Below are 24,026 nucleotides of genomic sequence, written 5' to 3' on the forward strand. Positions count from 1 at the left end.
CGATCCGCGCCGCCCAGCTCGGCAAGTCCGTCGCCGTCGTCGAGAAGCAGTACTGGGGCGGTGTCTGCCTCAACGTCGGCTGCATCCCGTCCAAGGCGCTGCTGCGCAACGCGGAGCTCGCCCACCTCTTCCACACCCAGGCGAAGCAGTTCGGCATCTCGGGCGACGTCTCGTTCGACTTCGGCGCGGCGTTCGACCGCAGCCGCTCGGTCGCGGACGGCCGCACCAAGGGCGTCCACTTCCTGATGAAGAAGAACAAGATCGCCGAGTTCGACGGCGTCGGCTCCTTCACCGGCCCGCAGGGCCTCGACGTGCAGCTGAGCAAGGGCGGCACGGAGTCGTTGACGTTCGACGACGCGATCATCGCGACCGGCGCGAGCGTCCGCCTGCTCCCCGGCGTCGAGCTCTCCGAGAACGTCGTCACCTACGAGACCCAGATCATGACCCGCGAGCTCCCCGACACGATGGCCATCGTGGGCGCGGGCGCGATCGGCATGGAGTTCGCCTACGTCCTCAAGAACTACGGCGTCGACGTGACGATCATCGAGTTCATGGACCGCGCCCTCCCCAACGAGGACCCGGACGTCTCCAAGGAGATCCAGAAGCAGTACAAGAAGCTCGGCGTCGAGATCCTGACCTCGACCAAGGTCGAGTCGGTCGTCGACAAGGACGGCTACGTCACGGTCACCTACACCGCGAAGGACGGCACGCAGTCGACCCTCGAGGTCGACAAGGTGCTCATGTCCATCGGCTGGGTCCCCCGCACCGAGGGCTTCGGCCTCGAGAAGACGGGCGTCGAGCTCACCGAGCGCGGCGCGATCGCGATCGACGACCACATGCGCACCAACGTGCCGCACATCTACGCCATCGGCGACGTCACCGCGAAGCTCCAGCTCGCGCACGTCGCGGAGGCGCAGGGCGTCGTCGCCGCCGAGACCCTGGCGGGCGCCGAGACCCAGACGCTGGGCGACTACCGGATGATGCCGCGCGCGACGTTCTGCCAGCCGCAGATCGCCTCCTTCGGCCTCACCGAGAAGCAGGCGACGGACGAGGGCCACGAGATCACCGTCTCGACCTTCCCCTTCATGGCGAACGGCAAGGCCCACGGCCTCGGCGAGCCCACCGGCTTCGTGAAGCTCATCGCGAGCAAGAAGTACGGCGAGCTCCTCGGCGCCCACATGATCGGCCCGGACGTCTCGGAGCTGCTCCCCGAGCTCACGCTCGCCCAGAAGTGGGACCTCACCGCGACGGAGCTGGCCCGCAACGTGCACACCCACCCGACGCTGTCGGAGGCGCTGCAGGAGGGCTTCCACGGCCTCAAGGGGCACATGATCAACATGTAGGGCCCGTCCCTCCACGGCCTCCGGCCCGCAGGATCCCGCTCGGCTCGTCCGCCGCGGATCCTGCGGGCCGGAGCCGTCTCCGGGGGCACCTGCGGGGCTCCGGCACCGCTCCCGCTCCCGCTACCGTGGCCCGATGGATCCGCGCCTGCTCGACCGCCTCGCCGCCGACGCCTGGCCCGCGCTCGTGCGGCGCCCCCTCGGTGCGTGGGAGCTGCGCGCCTCCGCGGGAGTCACCAAGCGCGCGAACTCCGTGCTCGCGTCCGGCGACGTCGTCGACCAGGAGGCGGCCCTCGACGCGGCGGAGGCGTTCGCCCGCGAGCACGGGATCGCGCCCCTCGTGCAGATCGGCCCGCCGAGCCCCGCCGGTCTGACCGGGCTGCTCGCCGAGCGGGGCGCCGCGCCGATCGACCGGACGCTCGTGCTGACGGGATCGGTGCAGGAGGCGCTCGCCGCGCTGTCCGCACCGTTCAGGTCCGCACTGTCAGGATCCGCGCCGCGGCCTCGCGTCCGCCTCGCCCCGGCTCCCGACGAGGACTGGCTCGCCCTCTGGTGGTCGGTCGACGGACGCGGCGGAGCGGAGGAGCGCGCGGTCGCCGAGCGCATCCTCGCGGGCTGCCCCTCCTCCTACGCTCTCGCCGTCGACGGGGACGGCCCGGCCGCGACCGGCCGCCTCGCGCTGGTCACAGCGCCCGACGGCGAGCTCTGGGGCGGCCTCTTCGCCCTGACGACCCGCCCGGACGCCCGGCGCCGCGGCCTCGCCTCCGCCGTGATCGCCGCCCTCCTCGAGGACGCGTCCCGCCGGGGCGTCGCGCGCTTCTGGCTCCAGGTGCTGGCCGACAACGCCGGCGCCCGCCGCCTCTACGCGTCCCTCGGCTGCCGCGAGTCGTCCTGGTACGAGTACTGGCGCTGACCCGTCCGTCCGCCTCCGCGAGATGCCGCTTCGGTACGCGACACGCCGGTGGAGGCGTACCGAAGCGGCATCTCGCGGGGAGGAGCGGGGCGGCCGGTCAGGCGTTCGCGAGCACGGCGCGGGCGACGGCCTCGGCCTTCGCCGCGTCGCCGGTGACGGTCACCCGCCACCACACGTCGTCGGCCAGCGCGTCGATCTCGCAGACGCCCGCCGCGCAGCCGGTGAGGGCCTTCTCGCCGAAGCCGTCGAGCGGCTCGAGCGGGATCGCCAGGCCCGAGGTCAGCGAGAGGTTCCGCCAGCCGTCGTCGCCGTTCGGGAGCGCGTCGACCGTCACGCCCGAGTAGGCGGCGCTGGAGGCGTCGCTCCAGCTGCAGGAGGCGTACCCGGCCCGGGCGGCGGCAGCGGCCGACGCGGTCGTCGGCGTCCCGGTCCCGGTCCCCGCGGTCGCCTGCGCGAGACCGGCGGCACCGGACAGCTGCTCGGCCGTCAGGACCTCGGTGCAGACGGGCGCCGTCGCGGTGACCGGCTCGTCGAGGGTGCCGAGCGCAGCGGAGGCGGTGCCGGTCGCCAGCGCGGCGAGGTCGACGGCCGCGGGGGCGCCGCGCAGCTGCAGAGTCACCCAGGTGGCGCCGGCGAGCAGGTCCAGGTCGCAGCTGCCGTCGGTGCAGGAGCCGTACGCCTCGACGTCGGTCTCGAGGCGCGGTCCGGGACGGCCGGCGAACGCCTCGGCGGCGTCGTCGACCGCGGCCGCGGTGACGGAGGCGTCCTCGTCGTACCAGGCGCAGCGGAGCACTCCGCCGTTCTCCTCCGCGGCCTCGCGGATCAGCTCTCCCGAGGAGCGCGTCGTCACCTCGCGGCTGCCCTCCAGAGCGCTGCGGGAGACCCCCAGCGCCGAGGCCGCCCGCGCGGCGGGGAGGAGGGAGTCGCAGCCCAGGCGGGTCGAGGCCGTGGGCGAGGGCGTCGGAGTCGCGGAGGGAGTCGGAGCGACGCTCTCGGACGCCGACGGGGTGGCCGCCACGTCGGCGCGCTCGGCCGTCGTGCAGCCCGTCAGCGCGACGAGCACGGCGAGCGCGGCGCCGACCGTCGCCAGCCGCGGGAGGCGGGCCCTCACGCGGCCAGCTCGCGCTCGATCGCGGCCGTGAACGCGTCGATGTCGTCCTCCGTGGTGTCGAAGGAGCAGACCCAGCGGACCTCGCCGGTCGCCGGGTTCCAGTCGTAGAAGCGGTAGGCGGCACGGAGCCGGTCCGCGACTCCGGGCGGCAGCGTCGCGAACACCGCGTTGGCCCGGGTCTGCTGCGTGAACTCGAGCCCGGTGATCCGTCCGGCCGCGATCGCCTCCTCGAGCCCCGAGCGCAGACGCGCCGCCATGGCGTTCGCGTGCCGGGCGGAGCGGAGCCACAGGGGCTCCTCCGTGCCGCCGTCGCCGAGCAGCGCGAGCAGCTGCGCCGAGATGAAGCGCATCTTGGAGGAGAGCTGCATGTTGGTCTTGCGGAGGAAGGTCAGCCCGGTGGAGGCCGCCGGGTCGAGGACGACGATCGCCTCGCCGAGCAGGATGCCGTTCTTCGTGCCGCCGAACGAGAGCACGTCGACGCCCGCGTCGGTGGTGAAGGAGCGCAGGGGCAGGCCGAGAGCGGCCGCGGCGTTGGCGATCCGCGCCCCGTCCATGTGCAGCCGCATGCCGAGGCCGTGCGCGTGGTCGGCGAGCGCGCGCACCTCCTCGGGGGTGTAGACGGTGCCGAGCTCGGAGGACTGGGTGATCGAGACCACGAGCGGCTGGGCGCGGTGCTCGTCGCCGAAGCCCCACGCCTCCTGGTCGACCAGGGCCGGGGTCAGCTTGCCGTCGGGCGTGGGGACCGTGAGGATCTTGATCCCGCCGACCTTCTCGGGCGCTCCGCCCTCGTCGGAGGTGATGTGCGCGGTGCCCGCCGAGACGACGGCACCCCAGCGCGGCAGCATCGACTGCAGGCCGGTGACGTTGGCGCCCGTGCCGTTGAAGACGGGGAAGGCCTGGGCCTGCTCGCCGAACTCGCGGCGGAACGCCTCCTGCAGGCGCTCGGTGTAGACGTCCTCGCCGTACGCGATCTGGTGCGCTCCGTTGGCCGCGGCGATCGCGGCGAGGACCTCGTCGTGCACTCCGGAGTAGTTGTCGGAGGCGAAGCCGCGGACGTCGGGATCGTGCAGAGCGCTCATCCCTCCATCTTCGCAGCCCGCCGCCCGGAGGCGCCCCGGAGGCGCCCTCCGCGACGCCCCTCCTGCCTCCCGCGTGTTTCGGGCAGGTGAACGGACGACGACCCGAAAGCCGATCTCCGTCAAGAAGTTGGTATCGGCTGGGAGGCAGGCCACTCTTTACCTATGCGCATGGACACGACGGGAGCTGTTCGCGACATGCCCGCCCCTCCCGGGGTGGACGAGATCGCGGCTCGCTTCGGCGATCCCGTCCTCGCGTTCGCGCCTCAGCCGAGGCTGGAGGAGTTCGCCGCAGCGCAGACGATGGCGCTCGGCCGCTTCGTCGAGATCTCGCTCTCGTACTCGTTCTACAAGAACCCGCGCAACCGCGCCGACCCCGTCAACCACGTCCTGCTGACCCCCGAGCAGAAGCGCGCGATCGAGCGCGCCGAGAACGACCACCTGCCGCCGTGGATGGTCGACCAGGTGACGCGGATGCGGTACCCGGTCCTCTGGGAGGCGGTCCGCACCTCCGTGCCGATCCCCGCCGAGCGCAGCCGGCCCCTGGAGTCCCGCCTCGCGGCCCACATGGGCGACGTGCTCCGCAACACCTTCCCGGGCCGCGTGCGCAGCCGACGAGGCGGGATGCCGGTGGTCGCCGCCGCCCTCCGCGACGAGGACGTCGTGCGCGGCGTCCCGGTGATCGTGGACGGCGAGGCGCTGCGCGGCTACCGCGTGGACACCGACCCGGACGTGGTCGCGATCGGCGCCCGCGTCGACGGCCGCTACATGACGGTCGTGCTCGACCGGAAGATCGTGCCGGAGATCCGGATGGAGTTCGTCCGCCGCACCCCGCCGCGCCCGGCCTCGAGCCAGCCCCGCCGCTGACAGCCCGCCGCTGACCGCCCACCGCTGACCGCCCGACCGCCCACCGCTCAGGGGCGGCCCGGCACCGCGATCCCGTGCTCGTAGGCGAACACGACCGCCTGGATGCGGTCGCGCACGCCGAGCTTCATCAGGATCTTCGAGACGTGCGTCTTCACCGTCGCCTCGCCCACGAACAGCTCGGCCGCGATCTCGGCGTTCGACCAGCCCCGCGCCAGGTGCACGAGCACCTCGCGCTCGCGGTCCGTCAGGTCGGCGACTCCGGAGTGCTCCGCGGCGGCGGGCGTGCGCTCGGGCACGGACGCGAACCGCTCGATCACCCGCCGGGTGACGTCGGGGGCGAGCATCGCGTCGCCGCGGGCGACCACCTGCACGGCCTCCACCAGCTCCTCCGGCGACGCGTTCTTGAGCAGGAACCCGCTGGCGCCGGCCGAGAGCGCCTCGAAGAGGTAGTCGTCGCGGTCGAAGGTGGTGAGGATGAGCACCCGCGAGCACAGGCGCGGGTCGGCCACGATCTCGCGGGTCGCGGCCAGGCCGTCGAGCCCGGGCATCTGCACGTCCATGCAGATCACGTCGGGGTGGAGCTCGGAGGCGCGCTGCAGGGCCTCGAGCCCGGTGCGGGCCTCGCCGACCACCTCGATCCCCGGCTCCGACTCGAGGATGATGCGGAAGCCCACGCGGACGAGCTCCTGGTCGTCGACGAGCAGCACGCGCACGTGCTCGGTCATGGGCGGCCCCCGCTCGCTCGATCCTGACGCCCCCGCGACGTCTCCGACGACGGTACCGGGTCGCCGCCGTCCGGCACGCTCGCCCGGACGGGGGACAGCGGGACCCGGGCGTGCACGAGGTAGCCTCCGCCCCTCGGCCCCATCTCGATCCAGCCGCCGACCGCGGCCGCGCGCTCACTCATGCCGGTGTGCCCGAGTCCGCAGGAGGCGGGGGCGCTCGGGTGCGGGCCGGACCCGCCGTCGTCGGCGATCTCGAGCTCGACCGCGTCGGGGGCGTAGCGGAGGCGCACCTCGGCGTGCGCGCCGCGTCCCGCGTGCTTGCGGACGTTCGTGAGCGACTCCTGCGCGATGCGGTAGAGGCTGAGGCCCACCGTCGCGGGGATCTCGCGGGGCGTGCCGAGGGTGAGGAAGACGGTGGGCAGGCCCGACCCGCTGGACGCCGCGACCAGCTCCTCGAGCTGGGCCACCCCACGGGTCGAGGCGGCGTCGGTGAGCGGATTCGGCGCTGCGTCCTCGGCGCGCAGCGCGACCAGGATGCGGTGCAGCTCCTCGATCGCCGAGCGCGCGTCGCCCTCGATGGCGCTGAGCGAGGCCGCCGCCTGCTCCGGATCCCGCGCCAGCACCCGCCGCGCCGCTCCCGCCTGCACGCCCATCACGCTGACGTGGTGCGCGACCACGTCGTGCAGCTCGCGGGCGATCCGCAGCCGCTCGGAGGACACGGCCTGCCGGGAGGAGCGCTCCCGCTCGTCGTCGAGCTCGGCCGTGCGCGTCTCGAGCGCCTCCAGCCGGCGGGCCGACTGCCACGACGCCTCGCCGAAGACGTAGGCGCTGCCGAAGTAGAGCAGGTTCGACACGACCGCGAGGGCCGACTCCGCCGCGTAGGGCGAGAGCAGGCCGGGGGAGTCGTCGACCGGCACGGAGCTGCCGAAGTACTCGCCCGTGGCGAGGGTGGTGAGCAGCCAGCCCAGCATCCCGACCGCGATCGCCACCCGGACGACGAGGGCCGTGCGCCGGTTCCGGCCCCACGCACCGACCGTGTACAGCGCGAGGAACAGGCAGATCTGGCCGAAGAGCGACTCCGGCACCTGGAGCACGATCCCCAGCGCGTAGACGACGGAGAGCCCGGCCGCCACGCTCGCGGGGAACCGGCGGCGCAGCGCGAGCGGCAGGGTCATCAGGACGGCCCAGTGGGCGCTGACGACGGGGTGCGCCGCGTCGGGGAAGCCCGCCGAGGAGTACAGCGCGACGGAGACGATCGTCGCCACCAGCATGATCCCCGCGGTGACCGCGTCGTGCACGTATCCGGCCCGGCTCGGCGCTCGCCGGATCCAGCCCGCGTCGAGCGGGTCCGCGGCTCCGTCACCTGAGGGCATGCGCCCCACGCTAACCGACGCCGGTCGGACGGGGCCCCGGGAGGCGGAGGAGCGCACCCCGCCGCCTCCCGGGCGCGACGTCAGTCCCGGCCGGTGATGCCCCGGGTCGAGGCGATCACGTCGCCCATCTTCTTCCCGAGGGCCTCGTAGAACATCGACAGCGGGAACTCGTCGTCCAGCACCGCGTCGGTGAGGCCGCGCGGGGCGCCGAGCAGCACCTCCTCCGGCAGCCCGCGGGCCCAGGCGGAGGCGGGGTGCGGAGTGAGAGTGGCCGCGATCAGCTCGTGCGCGGCCAGCCAGTGCGCCGTCTTGGGCCGGTCGATCGAGCGCCAGTAGAGCTCGTCGATGGCGTCCGAGAGGGCGACGACCACGTCGGCGACACCGTCCCACTCGAACGCCAGCCGGGTGTCGGTCCAGTGCAGGACGCCGTGCTGGTGCAGCCAGGCGAAGAGCAGCTGGCCGCCGAGGCCGTCGTAGTTGCGCACCCGCGACCCGGTGAGCGGGAAGCGGAAGAGCCGGTCGAACAGGATCGCGTACTGCACGAAGCGCGAGCGCTCGGCCAGCGCCTCCTCCTCGTCGTCGCGGCGGTCCAGTGAGCCGAGGCGGCGCTCGATGGCGACGGCCTCGCGGAAGGCGGTGAGGTCGCACCGCAGCTCCTCCAGCGAGTAGAGGAAGAAGGGCATCCGCTGCTTGATCATGAACGGGTCGAACGGCAGGTCGCCGCGCATGTGGGTGCGGTCGTGGATGAGGTCCCACATCACGAAGGACTCCTCCGCCAGGCGCTGGTCGGCCAGCAGGCGCTGCGCGTCCTCCGGGAGCTCGAGCCGGGTGATCCGCGCCGCCTCCGTGACGACGCGGCGGAACCGTGCCGCCTCGCGGTCGGCGAAGATCGCGCCCCAGGTGAAGGACGGGACGGAGCGCATCGCGACCGTCTCGGGGAACAGCACGGCGCTGTCGGTGTCGTAGCCGGCGGTGAAGTCGACGAAGCGCACGGGCACGAAGAGGGCGTTGGAGTAGTCGCCCGCCTCCAGCTCGGCGACGAACCGCGGCCAGACGACCTCGACGAGGACGGCCTCGACGTGGCGGTCGCGGCTGCCGTTCTGGGTGTACATGGGGAAGACGACGAGGTGGCGGCGGCCGTCGACGCGCTCGACCTGCGGCTGGAACGCGGTGAGCGAGTCGAGGAAGTCGGGCAGGCCGAGGCCGCCCGCGCTCCAGCGCTCGAGGTCGACGACCAGCGCGTCGAGGTAGGCCGCGTCGTGAGGGAACGCGGGGGCGAGGGTGCGGACGCCGGCGACGATCCGCTCGACGAGGGTGCGCGCCTCGTCGAGCCGCTCGGGCTCGGCGAGCGAGCCGTCCTGGGACTGGAGCGGCTGCAGCGCGGCGGCGGCCGCCTTCAGGTCGAGCCAGGCGGCGGAGTCCTCCACGCGGTCCTCGACGACCTCGGGTTCTCCGACGACGGTGCTCTGCACGGCTTGCGACATGGTGATCCTCCTCACGCTGGTGATACGGGGCTGCAGGAGCGGAACGCGCTCCGACTCCGAGCGTATGGGCTCGTGCGCGCGCTTTTCTTGCGTCTCGGCGGAGCGAAGCAGCGACCTCGCGGGGGCGGGCGCACGTCTCCGCCGCCCGTCGAGAGCCCCGCGGTCAGCGGCTGCCCAGGTGTTGTGCAGGTGCCACCCCCCGTCCGGGGCTAGATTCCTCAGGCTTCCGTTTCCCTCCCCTGATCGGGTCGAAGATGGGGCGACACCGTGTCCGCATCCCGAGTGCGGAGACATCCGATCGGACCGGCGCGCCGAACCCCTGGCGGCGCGCTCGATCGGCGAGCCATCCTGAGAGAGAGGATCGGAGCGCGTGACGGGACCCGAACCCGGAAGCGACCAGAGAACAGCCAGCATCGACCACCACCCCGAGAACCTCCGCCTGGTCCCCTGGCCGCAGGCGGACGCCTCCGTCCTGCGCGACACCCTCGCGCACGCAGGCGGCGGACTCGAGAGCGAGAGCGAGATCCTCGTGCGCCACGACCGCTACCTGCGCGGTTGGGCGGACGGCGACGCGTTCTTCTACGTGGTCGAGCTGGACGGACTCTCCGTCGGCTCCATCGGCTATTGGTACGGCTGCTCGCGCGGCGTCGTCGCCTACGAGGCGGCGTGGAGCATCGCTCCGCACGCCCGCGGCGTCACGGCGGACTCCGTGCGCATGCTGCTCGAGGAGGCGGCGGCGTTCCCCGTGCCCCGCTTCGTGCACGCTTTCGTGGCGGAGAGCGATCTGGACGCCGGAGCGACCTGTGTCGAGACCGGCTTCGACCGGGTCGATCTCGTCGAGCAGGGCGAGCCGCCGGAGCTCTACGTGGACTGGGCGTTCGACCTGGCCGCCGTGGCCTGATCAGATCCCGTGGCGCTCCAGCCACGGCCGCAGCACCGCGAGGAACTCCTCGGGGTGCTCGAGGCTGGGCAGGTGCGCCGCGTCCTCGAGCACCTGCAGCTCGGCACCGCTCACCGCGGCGGCGAGGTGCTCGCAGACCGGCAGCGACTCCGAGAGGTCGTGCGCACCCGCCACGACGAGGGTCGGCACGGCGATCTCCCCGAGCCGATCGCCCGCCGGCCCGGACGGCTCGACCGGGCGCGGAGCCTCCGATTCGTGGCCGACGCCCGTGAGCGCGAGCTCCCGGACCCGCGCGAGGAACTCCGGAGCCACGTCGTCGGCGGAGCGGTCGGGGCCCACGGCCCAGAGCTCCGCCTCGACGATCGCCGCGGCCTCCCGCTCGCCCGCGAGCTCCAGCGCCTCGACCTCGCCGAAGCGGCGCTCCTCCTCCGCCGTCAGCGCCGGGTAGTCGAAGCCCGCCAGGCCCGGGGCGATCGCGACCAGGCCGGTCACCCGCTCCGGATGCTCCAGCGCCAGGTCCAGCGCGAGGGTGCCGCCCCGTGAGCAGCCGACGACCACCGCGCGCTCGACGCCGAGGTGGTCGAGCACGTCCAGGGCGTCCCGGCGCGGGTCGTACTCCACGTCCTCCGTGCTCGTGCCGCCGGCGCCGCGGACGTCGAAGCGGACCACCAGCCGGTCGCGCGAGAGGTCGGGGACGAGCGGGTCCCACATCCGCAGATCGGCGATGCCCGCGTGCACGAGCAGCAGGGCGGGGGCGGAGGCGCGGCCGTCCGCCTCCCAGTGGAGGGTCGCGCCGGGGACCTCGAGATGCGGCATGCCGCACACCGTAGGCGCGTCGGGCCGGCGCTGCAACGCCCGGGCACTGCCTAGGGTGGAGGCGCGACAGCGGACGGACCGCGGCGGAGAGGCGGCGGCGTGGAGGGCGTGCTCACCGGCTTCTCGATCATCGGGGTCGTCATCGCGGTCGGCTACCTGATCGCGCGGTTCCGGATCGTCCCGCCCGAGAGCCGGCTGATCCTGTCGCGGATCGCCTTCTTCGTCACGACGCCGGCGCTGCTGTTCACCGTGCTCTCGCGGGCCGACGTCTCCGTCCTCTTCTCCTCGTTCCTGCTCGTCTCGCTCCTGACGGTGCTGACCGTCGCCCTGCTCTACGTGCTCGCGTCGCGCCTGCTCTTCCCCCGTCCGCTCCCCGAGACGGTGATCGGGACCGCGGCCTCCTCCTACGTCAACGCCAACAACATCGGACTGCCGGTCGCCATCTACGTGCTGGGCGATCCGCAGTGGGTGGCCCCGACGCTCCTGCTGCAGCTGATCGTCCTCGCGCCGACGATCCTGACGCTGCTCGACGTCTCGACGAGCGGGCGGACCTCGGTCGGCGCGATCCTCACGCAGCCGCTGCGGAACCCGATGATCATCGCCTCCGCCCTGGGCCTCGTCGTCGCCCTCACCGGCGTGGAGCTGCCCGCGCCCGTGCTGCAGCCGTTCTCGATCATCGGCAACGCGTCGATCCCGCTGGTGCTGATCGCCTTCGGGATGTCGCTGCGCGGGCAGCGGCCGCTGGAGGCGGGGCCGGCGCGGGTCGAGGTGGTCGTCGCCTCCGTGCTCAAGTCGCTGGTGATGCCGGCGGTCGCGCTGCTGCTGGGGCGCTTCGCGTTCCACCTCGACTCCGAGCACCTCTTCGTGGTGACGGTGACCGCCGCGCTGCCGACCGCGCAGAACATCTTCACCTTCGCCTCGCGCTACGACCGGGGCGTCGCCGTCGCCCGGGACACGGCCCTCGTGACCACGGTCGCCGCGGTGCCCGTGCTCATCGGGGTGTCCCTCCTGCTGGGCTGAGCGGAGCAGCCTCCCCGGCTCCCGCGCGACCCCGGCGGAGGAGCCGGACGGCCCGCGCATCAGCGTCGCGTGTCCCTCGTCCTGGGTCGGGGACGGTGGCGCGGGCCCGGTCGCACTCCGCCGACCGTCGCTTAGGCTCTCTCCAATGAGCACCACCACGTCCGCCGACCGCCCCGCCCGCGGCAGGCCGCGCCGCCGTCGCGGCCTCTGGATCACGCTGATCGTCCTCCTGGTCCTGCTGATCGGAGCCGTCGTCGCAGTGCTCCTCGGCGTGCGCACCTACGACAAGGCGATGACCGTCCGCGACAAGCTGACCGAGGCGATCCCGCTCGTGTCGCAGGTGACGGACAGGCTGACGACCTTCGACACCTCGGGGGCCGGGGAGACCGCGGCCCAGATCGCGACCCTCACCGGCGAGGCGCGCGACGAGACCGACGACCCGGTGTGGCGGGTGATGGAGGTGGTGCCCGTCCTCGGCCCGAACCTGTCCGCCGTCCGTGCCGCGACCGAGATCGCCGACGACGTCTCCGGCCGGATCGTCACGCCGCTCTCCACGACCTCGCTCGACATCCTCAAGCCCGTCGACGGCAGGGTCGACCTCGCGGCGATCACCGAGCTGTCGCAGAAGATCACCGTCGCCAAGGAGGTCGTCGACGCCGCGCAGACCCGCGTCGAGGGCATCGACCGCGGCCCGCTGGTGCCGCAGGTCGCCTCGGCCCTCGACTCCTTCACTCCGCAGCTGGCCACCGCCACCGCCGCGATGGAGCAGGTCGAGCCGCTCACCGCGATCCTCCCCGACTCCCTCGGAGCCTCCGGTCCGCGCCACTACCTGGTGATGTTCCAGAATCTGGCGGAGTCGCAGGCTCTGGGGGGCGGTGCGTCCTCGGTGATGCAGCTCGACGTCGACGGCGGCGCGATCTCGATCGGCCGTCAGCTGGGCAGCGGCGACTTCCGCGGGCTGGCGCCCGTCACCGTCGACCAGAGCGCGCTCGACACCATCGGCGAGAACCTGGCGACGACCTTCAACGTCTCGACCAGCCGCCCCGACTTCCCGACGGCGGCCTCGATCGCCTCGCAGTTCTGGGCGCAGAAGTTCCCCGAGCAGAAGATCGACGGCGTCCTCGCGATCGACCCCGTCGCCCTCTCCTACCTCCTCGGCTCGACCGGGCCGGTGACCCTCACCGACGGCACGGTCCTCACGAGCGAGAACACCGTCTCGACCCTGCTCAACGAGGTCTACTTCCGCTACCCGGAGTCGGTCGTGGCCGAGCGCACCGACGAGTTCTTCTCGGAGGCGAGCGCGACGATCCTGGGCAAGATCCTCGGAGGGGAGATGGAGCCGACGAAGATGCTCCCGGCGATCGTGAAGGCGGTCGACGAGAGCCGCATCCTCGCCTACAGCTCCGACGCCGACGAGCAGGCGCTCCTCGCACCCACGCCGATCGCAGGGGTCCTGCCGCAGACGACGACCGACGGCACGACCACCGGAGTGTTCTTCCAGGACGCCTCGCGCGGCTCGAAGATGGACTACTACCTGAGCACGGCGGTCGCGCAGTCGAGCACGGGCCGGTGCGCCGCCTCCGGCGCGGTCTTCACCACCTCCGTCACCGTGACCAACACGATCTCGAAGGCGGTCGCGCGGACGCTGCCCGCCTACGTCGCCGCGGCCGGCGGGCGGGGTGCGTACCCCCTGGGCGACTTCGTCACCAACATCTACGTCTACGGCCCTCCCGGGACCACGGTGTCGAGCGCGGCCTGGGCCGACGGCACGGGCTATGAACCGGAGAGCCTCGACGACCTCGGCCGTCCCGTCTCGAAGGTCGCCGTGCAGCTCTCACCCGGTCAGTCCGAGACGTTCGACGTTCAGTTCAGCGCCGGCGACGCCTCCGGCTTCGGCGACCAGGCCGTCCGGGTGACCCCGATGATCAACCCCACCGCGGTGACGCTGAACGACGAGCCCGCCTGCGGCTGACGCTCCTCCCGGGGCGGTGCTGGGCCGGCGCCGAACCACGCCCGTGGTCGGCACCACCCCGGGTCGGTGCTGGGCCGGCGCCGAACCACGCCCGTGGTCGGCACCACCCCGGGTCGGTGCTAGACCAGCGCCGAACCGGGGATCGAGCTCGTCACGAGCGAGGAGGCGAGGAACGCGGTGGCGATGCAGAGCACGAACCCGATGACCGGCACGAGGAACGCGCGGCGGCCCACGAGGTAGCGCACGACCGTCACGACCACGGCGATCAGCGTCAGCGCGGGCGGCCCGATCAGCGCGATCGAGACGCCCCAGTCGATCCGCTCGAAGTCGCAGGCGAAGTTCTGGCCCTCGCACTGCGCGGGGAAGACCGAGAGGATCGCGGCGAGGTAGCCGAGCACGATCGTGAGCAGGCCGAGGGCGAGGCAGCCGAGGATCGAGAGCACGAGGTCCCAGCGGCGTCGGCGCGGCTTCCCGGCGGCGATGATCTCGCCCACCGAGCGGTAGGCGTCGGACCGGAACTCGTCGTGGGCGGCTCCGGGGCGGGCGGACGCCGGCCGAGCGGGGCGGGCCGCACCGCCCGAGGCGCCCTGGGCCCGCGCGCGCTTCTTCTTCGACGAGGCCATGCTCAGAAGATCATCGGGCGGTCGTCGTCGAGGGTCGTCTCGAGGTCGAGGTCGACCACCACCGGGACGTGGTCGCTCGGGGCGTCGCCCTTGCGCTCGTCGCGGTGGATCGAGGCTCCGGTGACGAGCTCGCCGAACGCGTGGGAGCCGAGCACGAAGTCGATCCGCAGCCCCTCGTTGCGCGGGAAGCGGAGCTGCTTGTAGTCCCAGTAGGTGTAGCCCTCGGGCACGAGCGGGCGGACGACGTCCCGCAGGCCGGCGTCCTCGAAGGCGGCGAAGGCGGCGCGCTCGGGGATCGAGACGTGCGTGGATCCGGGGCCGAGGCCCGGGTCGCCCACGTCGCTGTCGAGCGGCGCGACGTTCCAGTCGCCGACCAGGGCGAGCGGCAGGTCGGGCTCGGCGGCCAGCCACTCGCGGGTGCTCGCCTCCAGGGCCGCGAGCCACTCGAGCTTGTAGAGGTAGTGCGGGTCGTCGACCGCGCGGCCGTTCGGGACGTAGAGGCTCCAGACGCGCACGCCGTCGACCGTGGCGCCGATCGCGCGGGCCTCGAGCGGGTAGGAGCCGTCGGCCGCCGCCTCCTTCGCGAAGCCGGGCATGCCCGGGAAGCCGATCCGCACGTCCTCCATCGGCAGGCGCGAGGCGATGCCGACGCCGTTCCACTGGCTGAGCCCGACCATCTCGACGTGGTAGCCGGCGTCGGCGAAGACCTCGTGCGGGAACTGCTCGGGCTTGCACTTGAGCTCCTGCATGGCGAGGACGTCGACGTCCTCGCGCACGAGCCAGTCGACGACGCGGCCGGTGCGGGCCCGGATGGAGTTCACGTTCCAGGTGGCGATGCGCATCCTGGAAGTGTAGGAGCCGCCGCCGACACGTCTCCTGCGCGTCCCCCGCGCGCCCCGGCGGCCGCGGGCCGGGGGAGTCATCCCCTCGGCGGATTGCGGAACCGGTGTCGGTGGTCGATGGTTGTCTAGCGCCGTCCCGACCGGCCGTTCGTCGAGCCGTCCGGACGCCGCCGCCGCCCGCGCCGTGCGGGCCCGACGGGCTCCCCGGCGCTCCGCGCTCCCCAGCCCGGTCCCCTCCCCTGCCGCTCCTGCTCCGCCCCTCCGGAGGACCCATGATCCTGCTCCGCCTCGCCTCCGCCTACGCGAAGCCCTACGCGCGCTGGGTGGCCGCCGTCGTCGTGCTGCAGCTCGTCGCGACGCTCGCCGCGCTCTACCTGCCGAGCCTCAACGCCGAGATCATCGACCAGGGCATCGGCCGCGGCGACACCGACTTCATCTGGGGCACCGGCATGACCATGCTCGGCGTCTGCGTCGTGCAGGTCGCCGCGGCGATCGGAGCCGTCTACTTCGGCGCCCGCACCGCCATGTCCGTCGGCCGCGACCTGCGCCGCGACGTCTACCGCCGCGTCGACTCGCTCAGCGGGCTCGAGGTCGGCGGCTTCGGCACGGCCACCCTGATCACCCGCGGCACGAACGACGTGCAGCAGGTGCAGATGCTCGTGCTGATGACCCTCAACTTCATGGTGTCCGCGCCGATCATGTGCGTCGGCGGCATCGTCTTCGCCCTGCGCGAGGACGCCGGCCTCTCCTGGCTGGTCTGGGTGTCGGTGCCGCTGCTGTTCGTCGTGGTCGGCTTCCTGGTGTTCCTGCTGCTGCCGCTGTTCCGCCTCATGCAGGACCGGATCGACGGGATCAACAGCGTGCTCCGCGAGCAGATCACGGGCATCCGCGTGGTGCGCGCCTTCGTGCGCGAGCCGTTCGAGTCCGAGCGGTACCGCAAGGCCAACGCGGCGATCACCGAGGTGTCGATCAAGGTCGGCAACATCTTCGTGCTGATGTTCCCCGCGATCATGATGATCCTGCACCTGGCCACCGCGGCCGTGCTGTGGTTCGGCGGGCAGCGCGTCGACGCCGGTCAGATGCAGGTGGGCTCGCTCACCGCGTTCCTGCAGTACCTCCTCCAGATCCTCACCGCCGTGATGATGGGCGTCTTCATGGTGATGATGATCCCGCGCGCGGTCGTCTGCGCCGAGCGGATCCAGCAGGTCCTCGACGCCCGCACCAGCCTCACCACGCCCGAGGGCGGGGTCCCGACGCCGACACGGGGCCGCGTGGAGTTCTCGGGGGTCGTCTTCGGGTACCCCGGCGCCGAGCGCCCCGTGCTCTCGGGCATCGACATCCTCGCGGAGCCGGGGCGCACCACGGCCGTCGTCGGCTCCACCGGCGCCGGCAAGACGACCCTGCTCGGCCTCGTGCCCCGCCTGTTCGACCCGCAGGAGGGCACCGTCACGATCGACGGCGTGCCCGTCTCCTCCCTCGACCGGGCGCAGCTCGCCGAGGTGGTCGGGCTCGTGCCCCAGCGCCCCTACCTCTTCTCGGGGACGATCGCCTCGAACCTGCGCTTCGGCCGCCCCGACGCGACGGACGCCGAGCTGTGGGAGGCGCTGCGCATCGCCCAGGGCGAGGACTTCGTGCGGAGCAAGGAGCACGGGCTCGACGAGCCGGTCTCGCAGGGCGGCACCAACGTCTCCGGCGGGCAGCGCCAGCGGCTCTGCATCGCGCGGGCCCTCGTCGCGAAGCCGCGGGTCTACCTGTTCGACGACTCGTTCTCGGCGCTCGACGTCGCGACCGATGCGCGGCTGCGGGAGTCGCTGGCCGACGCCACCACCGACGCGACCGTGATCATCGTGGCCCAGCGGGTGTCGACCATCCGCCACGCCGACCAGATCGTCGTGCTCGACGCGGGCCGCGTCGTCGGCCGCGGCACGCACGACGAGCTCCTCGAGACGAACGCGACCTACCGCGAGATCGTCGAATCCCAGCTGAGCGTCGAAGGAGTGTCCTGAGATGGCGCGCACACGCGACACCACCGCGCCCGAGGAGACGACGTCCCTCGAGCCCGAGTTCGAGCCCGGCGAGGGCGACGGCGGCATGTTCGGGGACGGGCCGCCCGCCCGTAAGGCGCAGAACTTCTGGCCGTCCGCCAAGCGCCTCTTCTCGCTGCTCGGCCCCGAGCGCGCCCGGATGGTCCTCGTGGTCGCCCTGGTCTCGCTGTCGGTCGTCCTCACCGTCATCGCGCCCAAGATCCTCGGGCAGGCGATGGACACGATCTTCAACGGCGTGATCGGCTCGCAGCTGCCGGCCGGCGTCCCGCTCGAGCAGATCATCGAGCAGCAGCGCGCCTCGGGCAACGGCACCTTCGCCGACATGCTGGCCAAGACCGACATCGTGCCCGGCGCGGGCATCGACTTCGTGGTCCTCGGCCGCCTGATCATCATCGTGCTGCTGATGTACGTGGTCGCGTCGGTGCTCATGTGGGCGCAGGGCTACATCCTCAACGGCCTCGTGATGCGGGTGGTCTTCGGCCTCCGCCAGGACATCGAGGCGAAGCTCAACCGCCTCCCGCTGCGCTTCTTCGACACCCGGCAGCGCGGCGACGTGATGTCGCGCGTCACGAACGACGTCGACAACATCCAGACGGCGCTGCAGCAGGCCTTCTCGCAGCTGGTGCAGTCGGTGCTCACCATCATCGGCATCGCCGCGATGATGTTCATCGTCTCGTGGCAGCTCGCGCTGATCGCGCTGATCTCGATCCCGCTCTCGGGCGTGATCGCGGGCGTGATCGGCGCCCGCTCCCAGAAGCTCTTCGCCGCGCAGTGGAAGAACACGGGCGCGCTCAACGGCCACATCGAGGAGACCTTCTCCGGGCTCGAGATCGTCCGCGCCTTCGGCCGCGACCGCGAGATGCTCGAGGAGTTCGACCGCCGCAACGACAGCCTCTACACCGCCTCGTTCGGCGCGCAGTTCGTCTCGGGCATGATCATGCCCGCGATGACCTTCGTCTCCTACCTCTCCTACGTGCTCATCGCCGTGGTCGGCGGGCTGCGGGTCGCCTCGGGTCAGCTGACGCTCGGCGACGCGACCGCGTTCATCCAGTACTCGCGCGAGTTCACGCAGCCGGTGACCCAGCTCGCGAGCATGGCGAACATGCTGCAGTCCGGCGTCGCTTCGGCCGAGCGCACGTTCGAGCTGCTCGACGCCGAGGAGCAGGAGCCGGAGACGGCGACCGCGTCGCTCCCGCAGCGCACCGACGGCCACGTGGAGTTCGAGGGCGTCTCGTTCTCGTACGACCCGGAGCAGCCGCTGATCGAGGACCTGACCTTCTCTGCCCAGCCCGGGCAGACGGTCGCCATCGTCGGTCCGACCGGCGCCGGCAAGACCACGCTGGTCAACCTGGTCATGCGCTTCTACGAGCTCACGGGCGGACGCATCCTGCTCGACGGCGTCGACATCACGAGCCTCGCGCGCGGCGATCTGCGCTCGCGCGTGGGCATGGTGCTGCAGGACGCGTGGCTCTTCCAGGGCACGATCCGCGAGAACATCCGCTACGGGCGCCTGGACGCCACCGACGAGGAGATCGTCGACGCGGCGAAGGCCACCATGGTCGACCGCTTCGTGCGCCAGCTGCCCGACGGCTACGACACGGTGCTCGACGCCGACGGCGGCAGCGTCTCGGCGGGCGAGCGGCAGCTGATCACGATCGCGCGGGCGTTCCTCGCGAACCCGTCGCTGCTGATCCTCGACGAGGCCACCTCCTCGGTCGACACCCGCACGGAGCTGCTGGTGCAGCACGCGATGAACGCACTGCGCACCGACCGGACCTCGTTCGTCATCGCGCACCGGCTCTCCACGATCCGCGACGCCGACACCATCCTGGTGATGGAGTCGGGGCGGATCGTCGAGCAGGGCGCGCACGAGGCGCTCCTGAAGCAGCGCGGCGCCTACTACGAGCTCTACATGACCCAGTTCCGCGGAGGAGGCGACGAGGCGGGCGAGCACGCCGCAGCGGGCGCGCTCCCGAGCGGGGGAGGGGTCGCCCCGTAGAGTAGGCGCGTGACCGACGCACGCCAGCAGCTCATCGAGTACATCGGCTCCGACGCCGTCTTCCACGGGGACTTCACCCTCACCAGCGGCAAGAAGGCGTCGTACTACGTCGACCTGCGCCGCGTGAGCCTCGATCACCGCGTCGCGCCGTTGATCGGGCAGGTCATGCTCGACCTCATCGCGCCGATCGAGCGCGTGGACGCCGTCGGCGGCCTCACCATGGGCGCCGACCCGATCGCCGCCGCGATCCTCCACCAGGGCGCCGCCCGCGGCCTCGCCTACGACGCGTTCGTCGTGCGCAAGGAGCCCAAGGACCACGGCCGCGGCCGGCAGGTCGAGGGCCCCGACCTCGAGGGCAAGCGCGTCGTCGTCGTCGAGGACACGTCCACCACCGGCGGCTCGCCGCTGAAGGCGATCGAGGCCCTGCTGAAGGTCGGCGCCGAGATCGCGGGGGTCGCCGTCGTCGTCGACCGCGCGACCGGGGCCCGCGAGATCATCGAGGAGGCCGGCTACCCGTACTTCGCCGCGATCGGTCTGGCCGACCTCGGCCTGAGCTGATGGTCGACGACGGGGGACGCGACGGGGGCCCGGGAGGCGGCGAGCACCCGGATCGCGAGCGCCGCGGGTCCGAGGACCGCGAGCCGGAGCGTGCCGGATCGGAGACCGCCGAGCCGGAGCGTCCCGAGGCGGAGCGTCCCGGGGCCGAGCGTCCCGTCGGCGGCAGCGAGTGGCTGCTCCAGCAGCTCAGCGGCGGCCGTCTGAAGAGCATCTTCGATTCGCCCCGCCCCTCCCCTCCCGCGGAGGAGCCGCGCGCGGAGCGGACGTCCGGTCCTGCTGGGTCCGCGGCCGACGAGGCCCACGCCTCAACGGAGGAGCGGAGCGACACGAGCGAGTCGGCCTCCTCCGCCGACGCGGCCGGACCGTCCTCGGACGACGGCGACTCCGGTGCGGTGCCGCCCCATGCCCCCGCCGCTCCGGTCGGCCTGTGGCCGGGGGAGCCCGTGCTGAGCGCGACGCCCGCCCCCGAGGAGGCCCACGACGATCGTCCGACCTCTGCGGACGCCCCCGCTCGGGTGGAGGATCGCGACGACGACGACCGCGGCACTGTCGCGGAGCCGGAGCGCTCCTCCGACCGCGACGGAGTCTCCGCCGGGGGACGGGACTCCCGGGGCGGTGACACGGGTGTCCCCGCCGCGGGGGCCCGGGACACGGGATCGCCCGCGACCGGTGCCGGCGAGACCGGTGCCGGCGAGACCGGTGCCGGCGAGACGGGTGTCCGCGAGACGAGTGCCCGCGAGGCGAGTGCTCGCGGGACGAGTGCCCGCGAGACCGGCGCCTCCGGTGCGGACGTGTCCGACGAGGACGCCTTCGACGCGTTCTTCGCCCCCCTCCGCGACGACGCGGACGACGCCGACCCCCACGCCGACTCCGACCGCTCCGCCGACGCCGGCCGCACCGAGGTGCACCGCCGCGGGGCCGACTCCGTGCGCCCGGTCCTGCCGCACACCGACCCTCCCGCCGACCTGCCGACCGCACCCGCCGGGCTGCGCAGCGCCCACCGGCCGGACGACGAGCCCGATGCCGGATCCTCGACCGACGTCGATCCCGCGGGCCGCTCCGCCGCCCCCTACCCCGCCGACGGACGCCCGGTCGGCGCGACCCCGCCGACTCCGCGCGAGCCGACTCCGCCCGCCGTCTACGAGTGGCCCGACCCGCGCGGGGACTTGGACCAGCCGCCCGTGTGGGAGCAGGTCGTCGCTCCGCGTGACGAGCCCGACGAGGACGGCGGTGACGAGGAGCTGTGGCGCGAGACCGCCGGCGCCTACTCGTGGAACCTCGAGCCGGCCGCCGAGCCCACCGACCGCGCCGAGCCCGCGCCCTTCCGCACCGCTCCCGCGGCCGCCCACGTCAACGCCGCTCCGCCGCGGAAGAGCCGCTCCGCCCGGTCCCGACCCGAGAGCCGCGAGCGCGACTCGGCGCCCGCCGGAGCGCCCGCATGGCGCACGCTCAGCCGGCGCCGACTCCTGATCGGCCTGATCGCGGCGGGTGCGGTGATCCTCCTCGCCGGGCTCTTCGCGATCGGCATCGCCGTCGGGAGCGCCGGCGGCCGGGCCGAGCCGAAGGCCGCACCGGTCGTCAGCGAGACGCCCGCGGCGGAGCCGACCCCCTCGCCCACCCCGACCGCGACCCTCCCGACCGTCGGACCGCTGCCCGTCGGCACCTGGGCCTGGAGCGCGCTCCTCGGCGGCGAGTGCATCGATCCCTTCGACTCCGTCTGGGCGGAGGAGTTCACCGTCGTGGACTGCGCGAGCGCCCATTCCGCCCAGCTCGTCGCCACGGCGGAGCTGACCGACGCGGCGTTCCCCGGCCAGGACGCCCTGGCCGTCACCGTCTCCTCGCTCTGCCAGGCGCAGGGCGTCGTGGACGTCGCCGCGGCAGAGACCTACGGCGACGTGCAGGTCGCCGGCGCGTTCCCCGTCACCCAGGAGCAGTGGGACGCGGGCGAGCGCAGCTACTACTGCTTCGTCGACCGCGCGGGCGGCGGCGAGCTGACCGGCTCCCTCGCCGGCACTCCCGCGGCCTGACGCGCGCCGTCGCGTCGGCCCGGGGGATGCCGCCGTGCCCCTGCTCTGCGCACCCGGCCGAGCCGGGGAGCGCCCAGTAGGATCGCTCGTCGTGCAGGAGAACGAGGCGACCCCCGCGACCGGACCAGCCGCCTCCGTGGAGCTCACCACGAACGGCGTCGGCCCCTGGCAGGGGGAGTGGCCCGAGGACGACCGTCTCGACCCGGAGCTGCTGGAGCGCGGCGACGCGCGCAACGTGATCGACCGGTTCCGCTACTGGCGGATGGACGCGATCGTCGCGGAGCTCGACCGCACGCGGCACCCGTTCCACGTCGCGATCGAGAACTGGCAGCACGACATGAACATCGGCTCGATCGTCCGCAGCGCCAACGCCTTCGGCGCGGAGGGCGTGCACATCGTCGGCCGGAGGCGCTGGAACAGGCGCGGCGCGATGGTCACCGACCGCTACCAGCACGTCCAGCACCACGAGACGGTGGCCGACCTCGTGCAGTGGGCCGCGGAGGAGGAGGTGCCTCTCCTCGCCGTCGACAACGTCCCCGGCTGCGTGCCGCTCGAGACCTACCGGCTGCCCGAGCGCTGCCTCCTGCTGTTCGGGCAGGAGGGGCCGGGCCTCTCGGAGGAGGCGATCGCCGCCTCCGAGGCCGTGCTCGAGATCTCGCAGTTCGGCTCGACCCGGTCGATCAACGCCTCGGCGGCGGCGGCCGTCACGATGCACGCCTGGGTGCTGCAGCACGTCCGCTTCTGACTGCCCCGCCCTCGACCGCACCGAGGGAACCCCGAACCGTCGAGACAGCCTCGTGGAGCGGGTTCCCTCGACGGTCCGGGGTTCCCTCGGAGGCGGTGCGAGGCTCGGGACTCAGACCGCGGAGTCCGGCGGGAACTCCGACTCCAGCGGCTCCGACGACAGGAGCTCGTGCACCCCGCTCAGCACCTCGTCCGGGCGGAACGGGTAGCGCTCGATCTCGGCCTCGTCGCTGATCCCCGTGAGCACCAGCACGGTGTGCAGGCCCGCCTCGATGCCCGCGACGATGTCGGTGTCCATCCGGTCGCCGATCATCCCGGTGTTCTCGCTATGCGCACCGATCTTGTTCATCGCCGAGCGGAACATCATCGGGTTCGGCTTGCCGACGACGTACGGATCCTTGCCCGTCGCCTTCGTGATGAGCGCCGCGATCGCCCCCGTCGCCGGGAGCACGCCCTCGGCGCTCGGCCCCGTCGCATCGGGATTGGTGACGATGAAGCGCGCACCCGCGACGATCAGGCGGATCGCCTTCGTGATCGCCTCGAAGCTGTAGTTGCGGGTCTCGCCCACGACCACGTAGTCCGGCGCCGTCTCCGTCATGATGAAGCCCGCCTCGTGCAGCGCGGTGGTGATCCCCGCCTCGCCGATCACGAACGCGCTCCCACCCGGCATCTGCGACGCGCAGAAGTCCGCCGTCGCCAGGGCGCTCGTCCAGATCCGCTCCTCCGGCACGTGCAGCCCCGACCCGCGCAGCCGCGCCGCCAGATCCCGCGGCGTGAAGATCGAGTTGTTCGTCAGCACCAGGAACGGGGTGCCCGAATCCGTCCACTCCTGGATCAGCTCGGGCGCGCCGGGGAGCGCCTTGTTCTCGTGCACCAGCACGCCGTCCATGTCCGTGAGCCAGGCCTCGACTTCACTGCGGTTCGTCGCCATGGGTCGATGCTATCGGCGGCACCCCCGCACACGACGGCGACGATCGGCGAACCACCCGGCTCCCCCCGCGGACGCCCTGGAGGAGGGACGACCGCCGTGCGCCGGACGGCCGGACCCCGGACCCGCACAGCCGCGAGCGGGATAGCCTGGGACGCATGAGTGGCGAGAACCTGCTGGGCCCCGAACCGACCCTCCTCCCGGACGAGCCCGCGGTCACCGCGGCCCTCGCGAAGCACGCGAACCCGGGAGCCGTCGAATTCGCCGCCCTCGCCGCCGCCCACCCGCGCTCCCCGCTGGCCTGGGCGCTCCTCGCCGACAGCGTCTGGGGCATCGACGCGGCCCTCCCCTCCTACGCCTACGCCCGCGTCGGCTACCACCGCGGCCTCGACCTCCTCCGCGGCGCCGGCTGGCGCGGACAGGGCCCCATCCCCTGGCGCCACGGACCCAACCGCGGCTTCCTGCTCTCCCTCTACGCCCTCCGCCGCGCCGCCGACTCCATCGGCGAGACGGAGGAGGTCACCCGCCTCACCCAGTTCCTCCAGCAGGCCGACCCGATCGCCATCGAGGAGATCGAGCGGTACCACGAGGACGCGTTACCCCCTACCGCCGCCATCATCATCCTCGGCAACGACTAGGCGACGCCCGGGTGCGGTTCTGGC

The 24,026-nt window shown here is 72.9% G+C and carries 21 protein-coding genes; 12 read left to right on the top strand and 9 right to left on the bottom strand.

The window, feature by feature from the left end; genetic code table 11:
* Positions 1 to 2: 2 nt before the first annotated feature.
* Complete coding sequence (gene lpdA, locus C5C24_RS15225; RefSeq protein ID WP_258065304.1) at positions 3 to 1,343, top strand: dihydrolipoyl dehydrogenase; 1,341 nt, start codon at positions 3 to 5, stop codon at positions 1,341 to 1,343.
* Positions 1,344 to 1,476: 133 nt separating this feature from the next.
* Complete coding sequence (locus C5C24_RS15230; protein ID WP_104281659.1) at positions 1,477 to 2,253, top strand: GNAT family N-acetyltransferase; 777 nt, start codon at positions 1,477 to 1,479, stop codon at positions 2,251 to 2,253.
* A 97-nt stretch (positions 2,254 to 2,350) separates the two neighbouring features.
* Here C5C24_RS15230 and C5C24_RS15235 read toward each other — a convergent pair whose 3' ends face one another.
* Together C5C24_RS15235 and C5C24_RS15240 are read right to left on the bottom strand one after the other, a co-directional pair.
* Complete coding sequence (locus tag C5C24_RS15235; RefSeq protein ID WP_104281660.1) at positions 2,351 to 3,364, bottom strand: hypothetical protein; 1,014 nt, start codon at positions 3,362 to 3,364, stop codon at positions 2,351 to 2,353.
* On the bottom strand, positions 3,361 to 4,443 hold the full coding sequence (locus C5C24_RS15240; protein ID WP_104305376.1) for a low specificity L-threonine aldolase: 1,083 nt from the start codon (positions 4,441 to 4,443) through the stop codon (positions 3,361 to 3,363). Before C5C24_RS15240 ends, C5C24_RS15235 begins: the two co-directional genes overlap by 4 nt.
* A gap of 168 nt (positions 4,444 to 4,611) precedes the next feature.
* On the opposite strand from C5C24_RS15240, the gene C5C24_RS15245 reads away from it, so the two are divergent.
* Complete coding sequence (locus C5C24_RS15245) at positions 4,612 to 5,307, top strand: hypothetical protein (RefSeq protein WP_146082643.1); 696 nt, start codon at positions 4,612 to 4,614, stop codon at positions 5,305 to 5,307.
* Positions 5,308 to 5,354: 47 nt separating this feature from the next.
* Here C5C24_RS15245 and C5C24_RS15250 read toward each other — a convergent pair whose 3' ends face one another.
* From C5C24_RS15250 to C5C24_RS15260, 3 genes are all read right to left on the bottom strand, one after another.
* Positions 5,355 to 6,032 (bottom strand): response regulator transcription factor, encoded by a 678-nt coding sequence (locus C5C24_RS15250; RefSeq protein WP_104277327.1) that lies wholly within the window; start codon positions 6,030 to 6,032, stop codon positions 5,355 to 5,357.
* Entirely contained in the window at positions 6,029 to 7,405 is a 1,377-nt protein-coding gene (locus C5C24_RS15255) for a sensor histidine kinase (protein ID WP_104305377.1), read from the bottom strand. Before C5C24_RS15255 ends, C5C24_RS15250 begins: the two co-directional genes overlap by 4 nt.
* 80 nt (positions 7,406 to 7,485) lie before the next feature.
* Positions 7,486 to 8,889, bottom strand: a complete 1,404-nt coding sequence (locus tag C5C24_RS15260; RefSeq protein WP_104281662.1) for a DUF6421 family protein — start codon at positions 8,887 to 8,889, stop codon at positions 7,486 to 7,488.
* Positions 8,890 to 9,259: 370 nt separating this feature from the next.
* On the opposite strand from C5C24_RS15260, the gene C5C24_RS15265 reads away from it, so the two are divergent.
* Positions 9,260 to 9,790: a hypothetical protein gene (locus C5C24_RS15265; RefSeq protein WP_104305378.1), complete on the top strand. Its 531-nt coding sequence runs from the start codon at positions 9,260 to 9,262 to the stop codon at positions 9,788 to 9,790.
* Here C5C24_RS15265 and C5C24_RS15270 read toward each other — a convergent pair whose 3' ends face one another.
* Positions 9,791 to 10,606: an alpha/beta fold hydrolase gene (locus C5C24_RS15270; protein WP_104281663.1), complete on the bottom strand. Its 816-nt coding sequence runs from the start codon at positions 10,604 to 10,606 to the stop codon at positions 9,791 to 9,793.
* A gap of 99 nt (positions 10,607 to 10,705) precedes the next feature.
* On the opposite strand from C5C24_RS15270, the gene C5C24_RS15275 reads away from it, so the two are divergent.
* Entirely contained in the window at positions 10,706 to 11,626 is a 921-nt protein-coding gene (locus C5C24_RS15275) for an AEC family transporter (protein WP_104222809.1), read from the top strand.
* A gap of 145 nt (positions 11,627 to 11,771) precedes the next feature.
* Complete coding sequence (locus tag C5C24_RS15280) at positions 11,772 to 13,598, top strand: DUF4012 domain-containing protein (protein WP_104277332.1); 1,827 nt, start codon at positions 11,772 to 11,774, stop codon at positions 13,596 to 13,598.
* 119 nt (positions 13,599 to 13,717) lie between these two features.
* On the opposite strand, the gene C5C24_RS15285 is transcribed toward C5C24_RS15280, so the two are convergent.
* Together C5C24_RS15285 and C5C24_RS15290 are read right to left on the bottom strand one after the other, a co-directional pair.
* Entirely contained in the window at positions 13,718 to 14,221 is a 504-nt protein-coding gene (locus tag C5C24_RS15285; protein WP_104305379.1) for a DUF6264 family protein, read from the bottom strand.
* 2 nt (positions 14,222 to 14,223) lie between these two features.
* Positions 14,224 to 15,063, bottom strand: a complete 840-nt coding sequence (locus tag C5C24_RS15290; protein ID WP_104305380.1) for an exodeoxyribonuclease III — start codon at positions 15,061 to 15,063, stop codon at positions 14,224 to 14,226.
* A 272-nt stretch (positions 15,064 to 15,335) separates the two neighbouring features.
* On the opposite strand from C5C24_RS15290, the gene C5C24_RS15295 reads away from it, so the two are divergent.
* The 5 genes from C5C24_RS15295 to C5C24_RS15315 all read left to right on the top strand — a co-directional run bounded on the left by C5C24_RS15295 (position 15,336) and on the right by C5C24_RS15315 (position 22,437).
* On the top strand, positions 15,336 to 17,069 hold the full coding sequence (locus C5C24_RS15295; RefSeq protein ID WP_104277335.1) for an ABC transporter ATP-binding protein: 1,734 nt from the start codon (positions 15,336 to 15,338) through the stop codon (positions 17,067 to 17,069).
* Position 17,070: 1 nt separating this feature from the next.
* Positions 17,071 to 19,107, top strand: a complete 2,037-nt coding sequence (locus tag C5C24_RS15300) for an ABC transporter ATP-binding protein (RefSeq protein WP_104277336.1) — start codon at positions 17,071 to 17,073, stop codon at positions 19,105 to 19,107.
* A gap of 9 nt (positions 19,108 to 19,116) precedes the next feature.
* Positions 19,117 to 19,665, top strand: a complete 549-nt coding sequence (gene pyrE / locus C5C24_RS15305) for an orotate phosphoribosyltransferase (protein ID WP_104277337.1) — start codon at positions 19,117 to 19,119, stop codon at positions 19,663 to 19,665.
* Positions 19,665 to 21,692 carry a septum formation family protein gene (locus C5C24_RS15310; protein WP_104305381.1) on the top strand — a complete coding sequence of 676 codons (2,028 nt, stop codon included), beginning with the start codon at positions 19,665 to 19,667 and terminating at the stop codon, positions 21,690 to 21,692. Before pyrE ends, C5C24_RS15310 begins: the two co-directional genes overlap by 1 nt.
* 91 nt (positions 21,693 to 21,783) lie before the next feature.
* Positions 21,784 to 22,437, top strand: a complete 654-nt coding sequence (locus C5C24_RS15315; RefSeq protein ID WP_104305382.1) for an RNA methyltransferase — start codon at positions 21,784 to 21,786, stop codon at positions 22,435 to 22,437.
* Between the two features lie 111 nt (positions 22,438 to 22,548).
* Here C5C24_RS15315 and C5C24_RS15320 read toward each other — a convergent pair whose 3' ends face one another.
* On the bottom strand, positions 22,549 to 23,367 hold the full coding sequence (locus C5C24_RS15320) for an HAD-IIA family hydrolase (RefSeq protein ID WP_104277340.1): 819 nt from the start codon (positions 23,365 to 23,367) through the stop codon (positions 22,549 to 22,551).
* 155 nt (positions 23,368 to 23,522) lie between these two features.
* Here C5C24_RS15320 and C5C24_RS15325 point away from each other — a divergent pair, with 155 nt between their 5' ends.
* The gene (locus C5C24_RS15325; protein ID WP_104234388.1) at positions 23,523 to 24,002 is read left to right on the top strand and encodes a DUF3151 domain-containing protein; all 480 of its coding nucleotides are present in this window, start codon (positions 23,523 to 23,525) and stop codon (positions 24,000 to 24,002) included.
* Positions 24,003 to 24,026: the final 24 nt, after the last annotated feature.

This window comes from Rathayibacter sp. AY2B3 (assembly GCF_002931755.1).
GTDB lineage: Bacteria > Actinomycetota > Actinomycetes > Actinomycetales > Microbacteriaceae > Rathayibacter.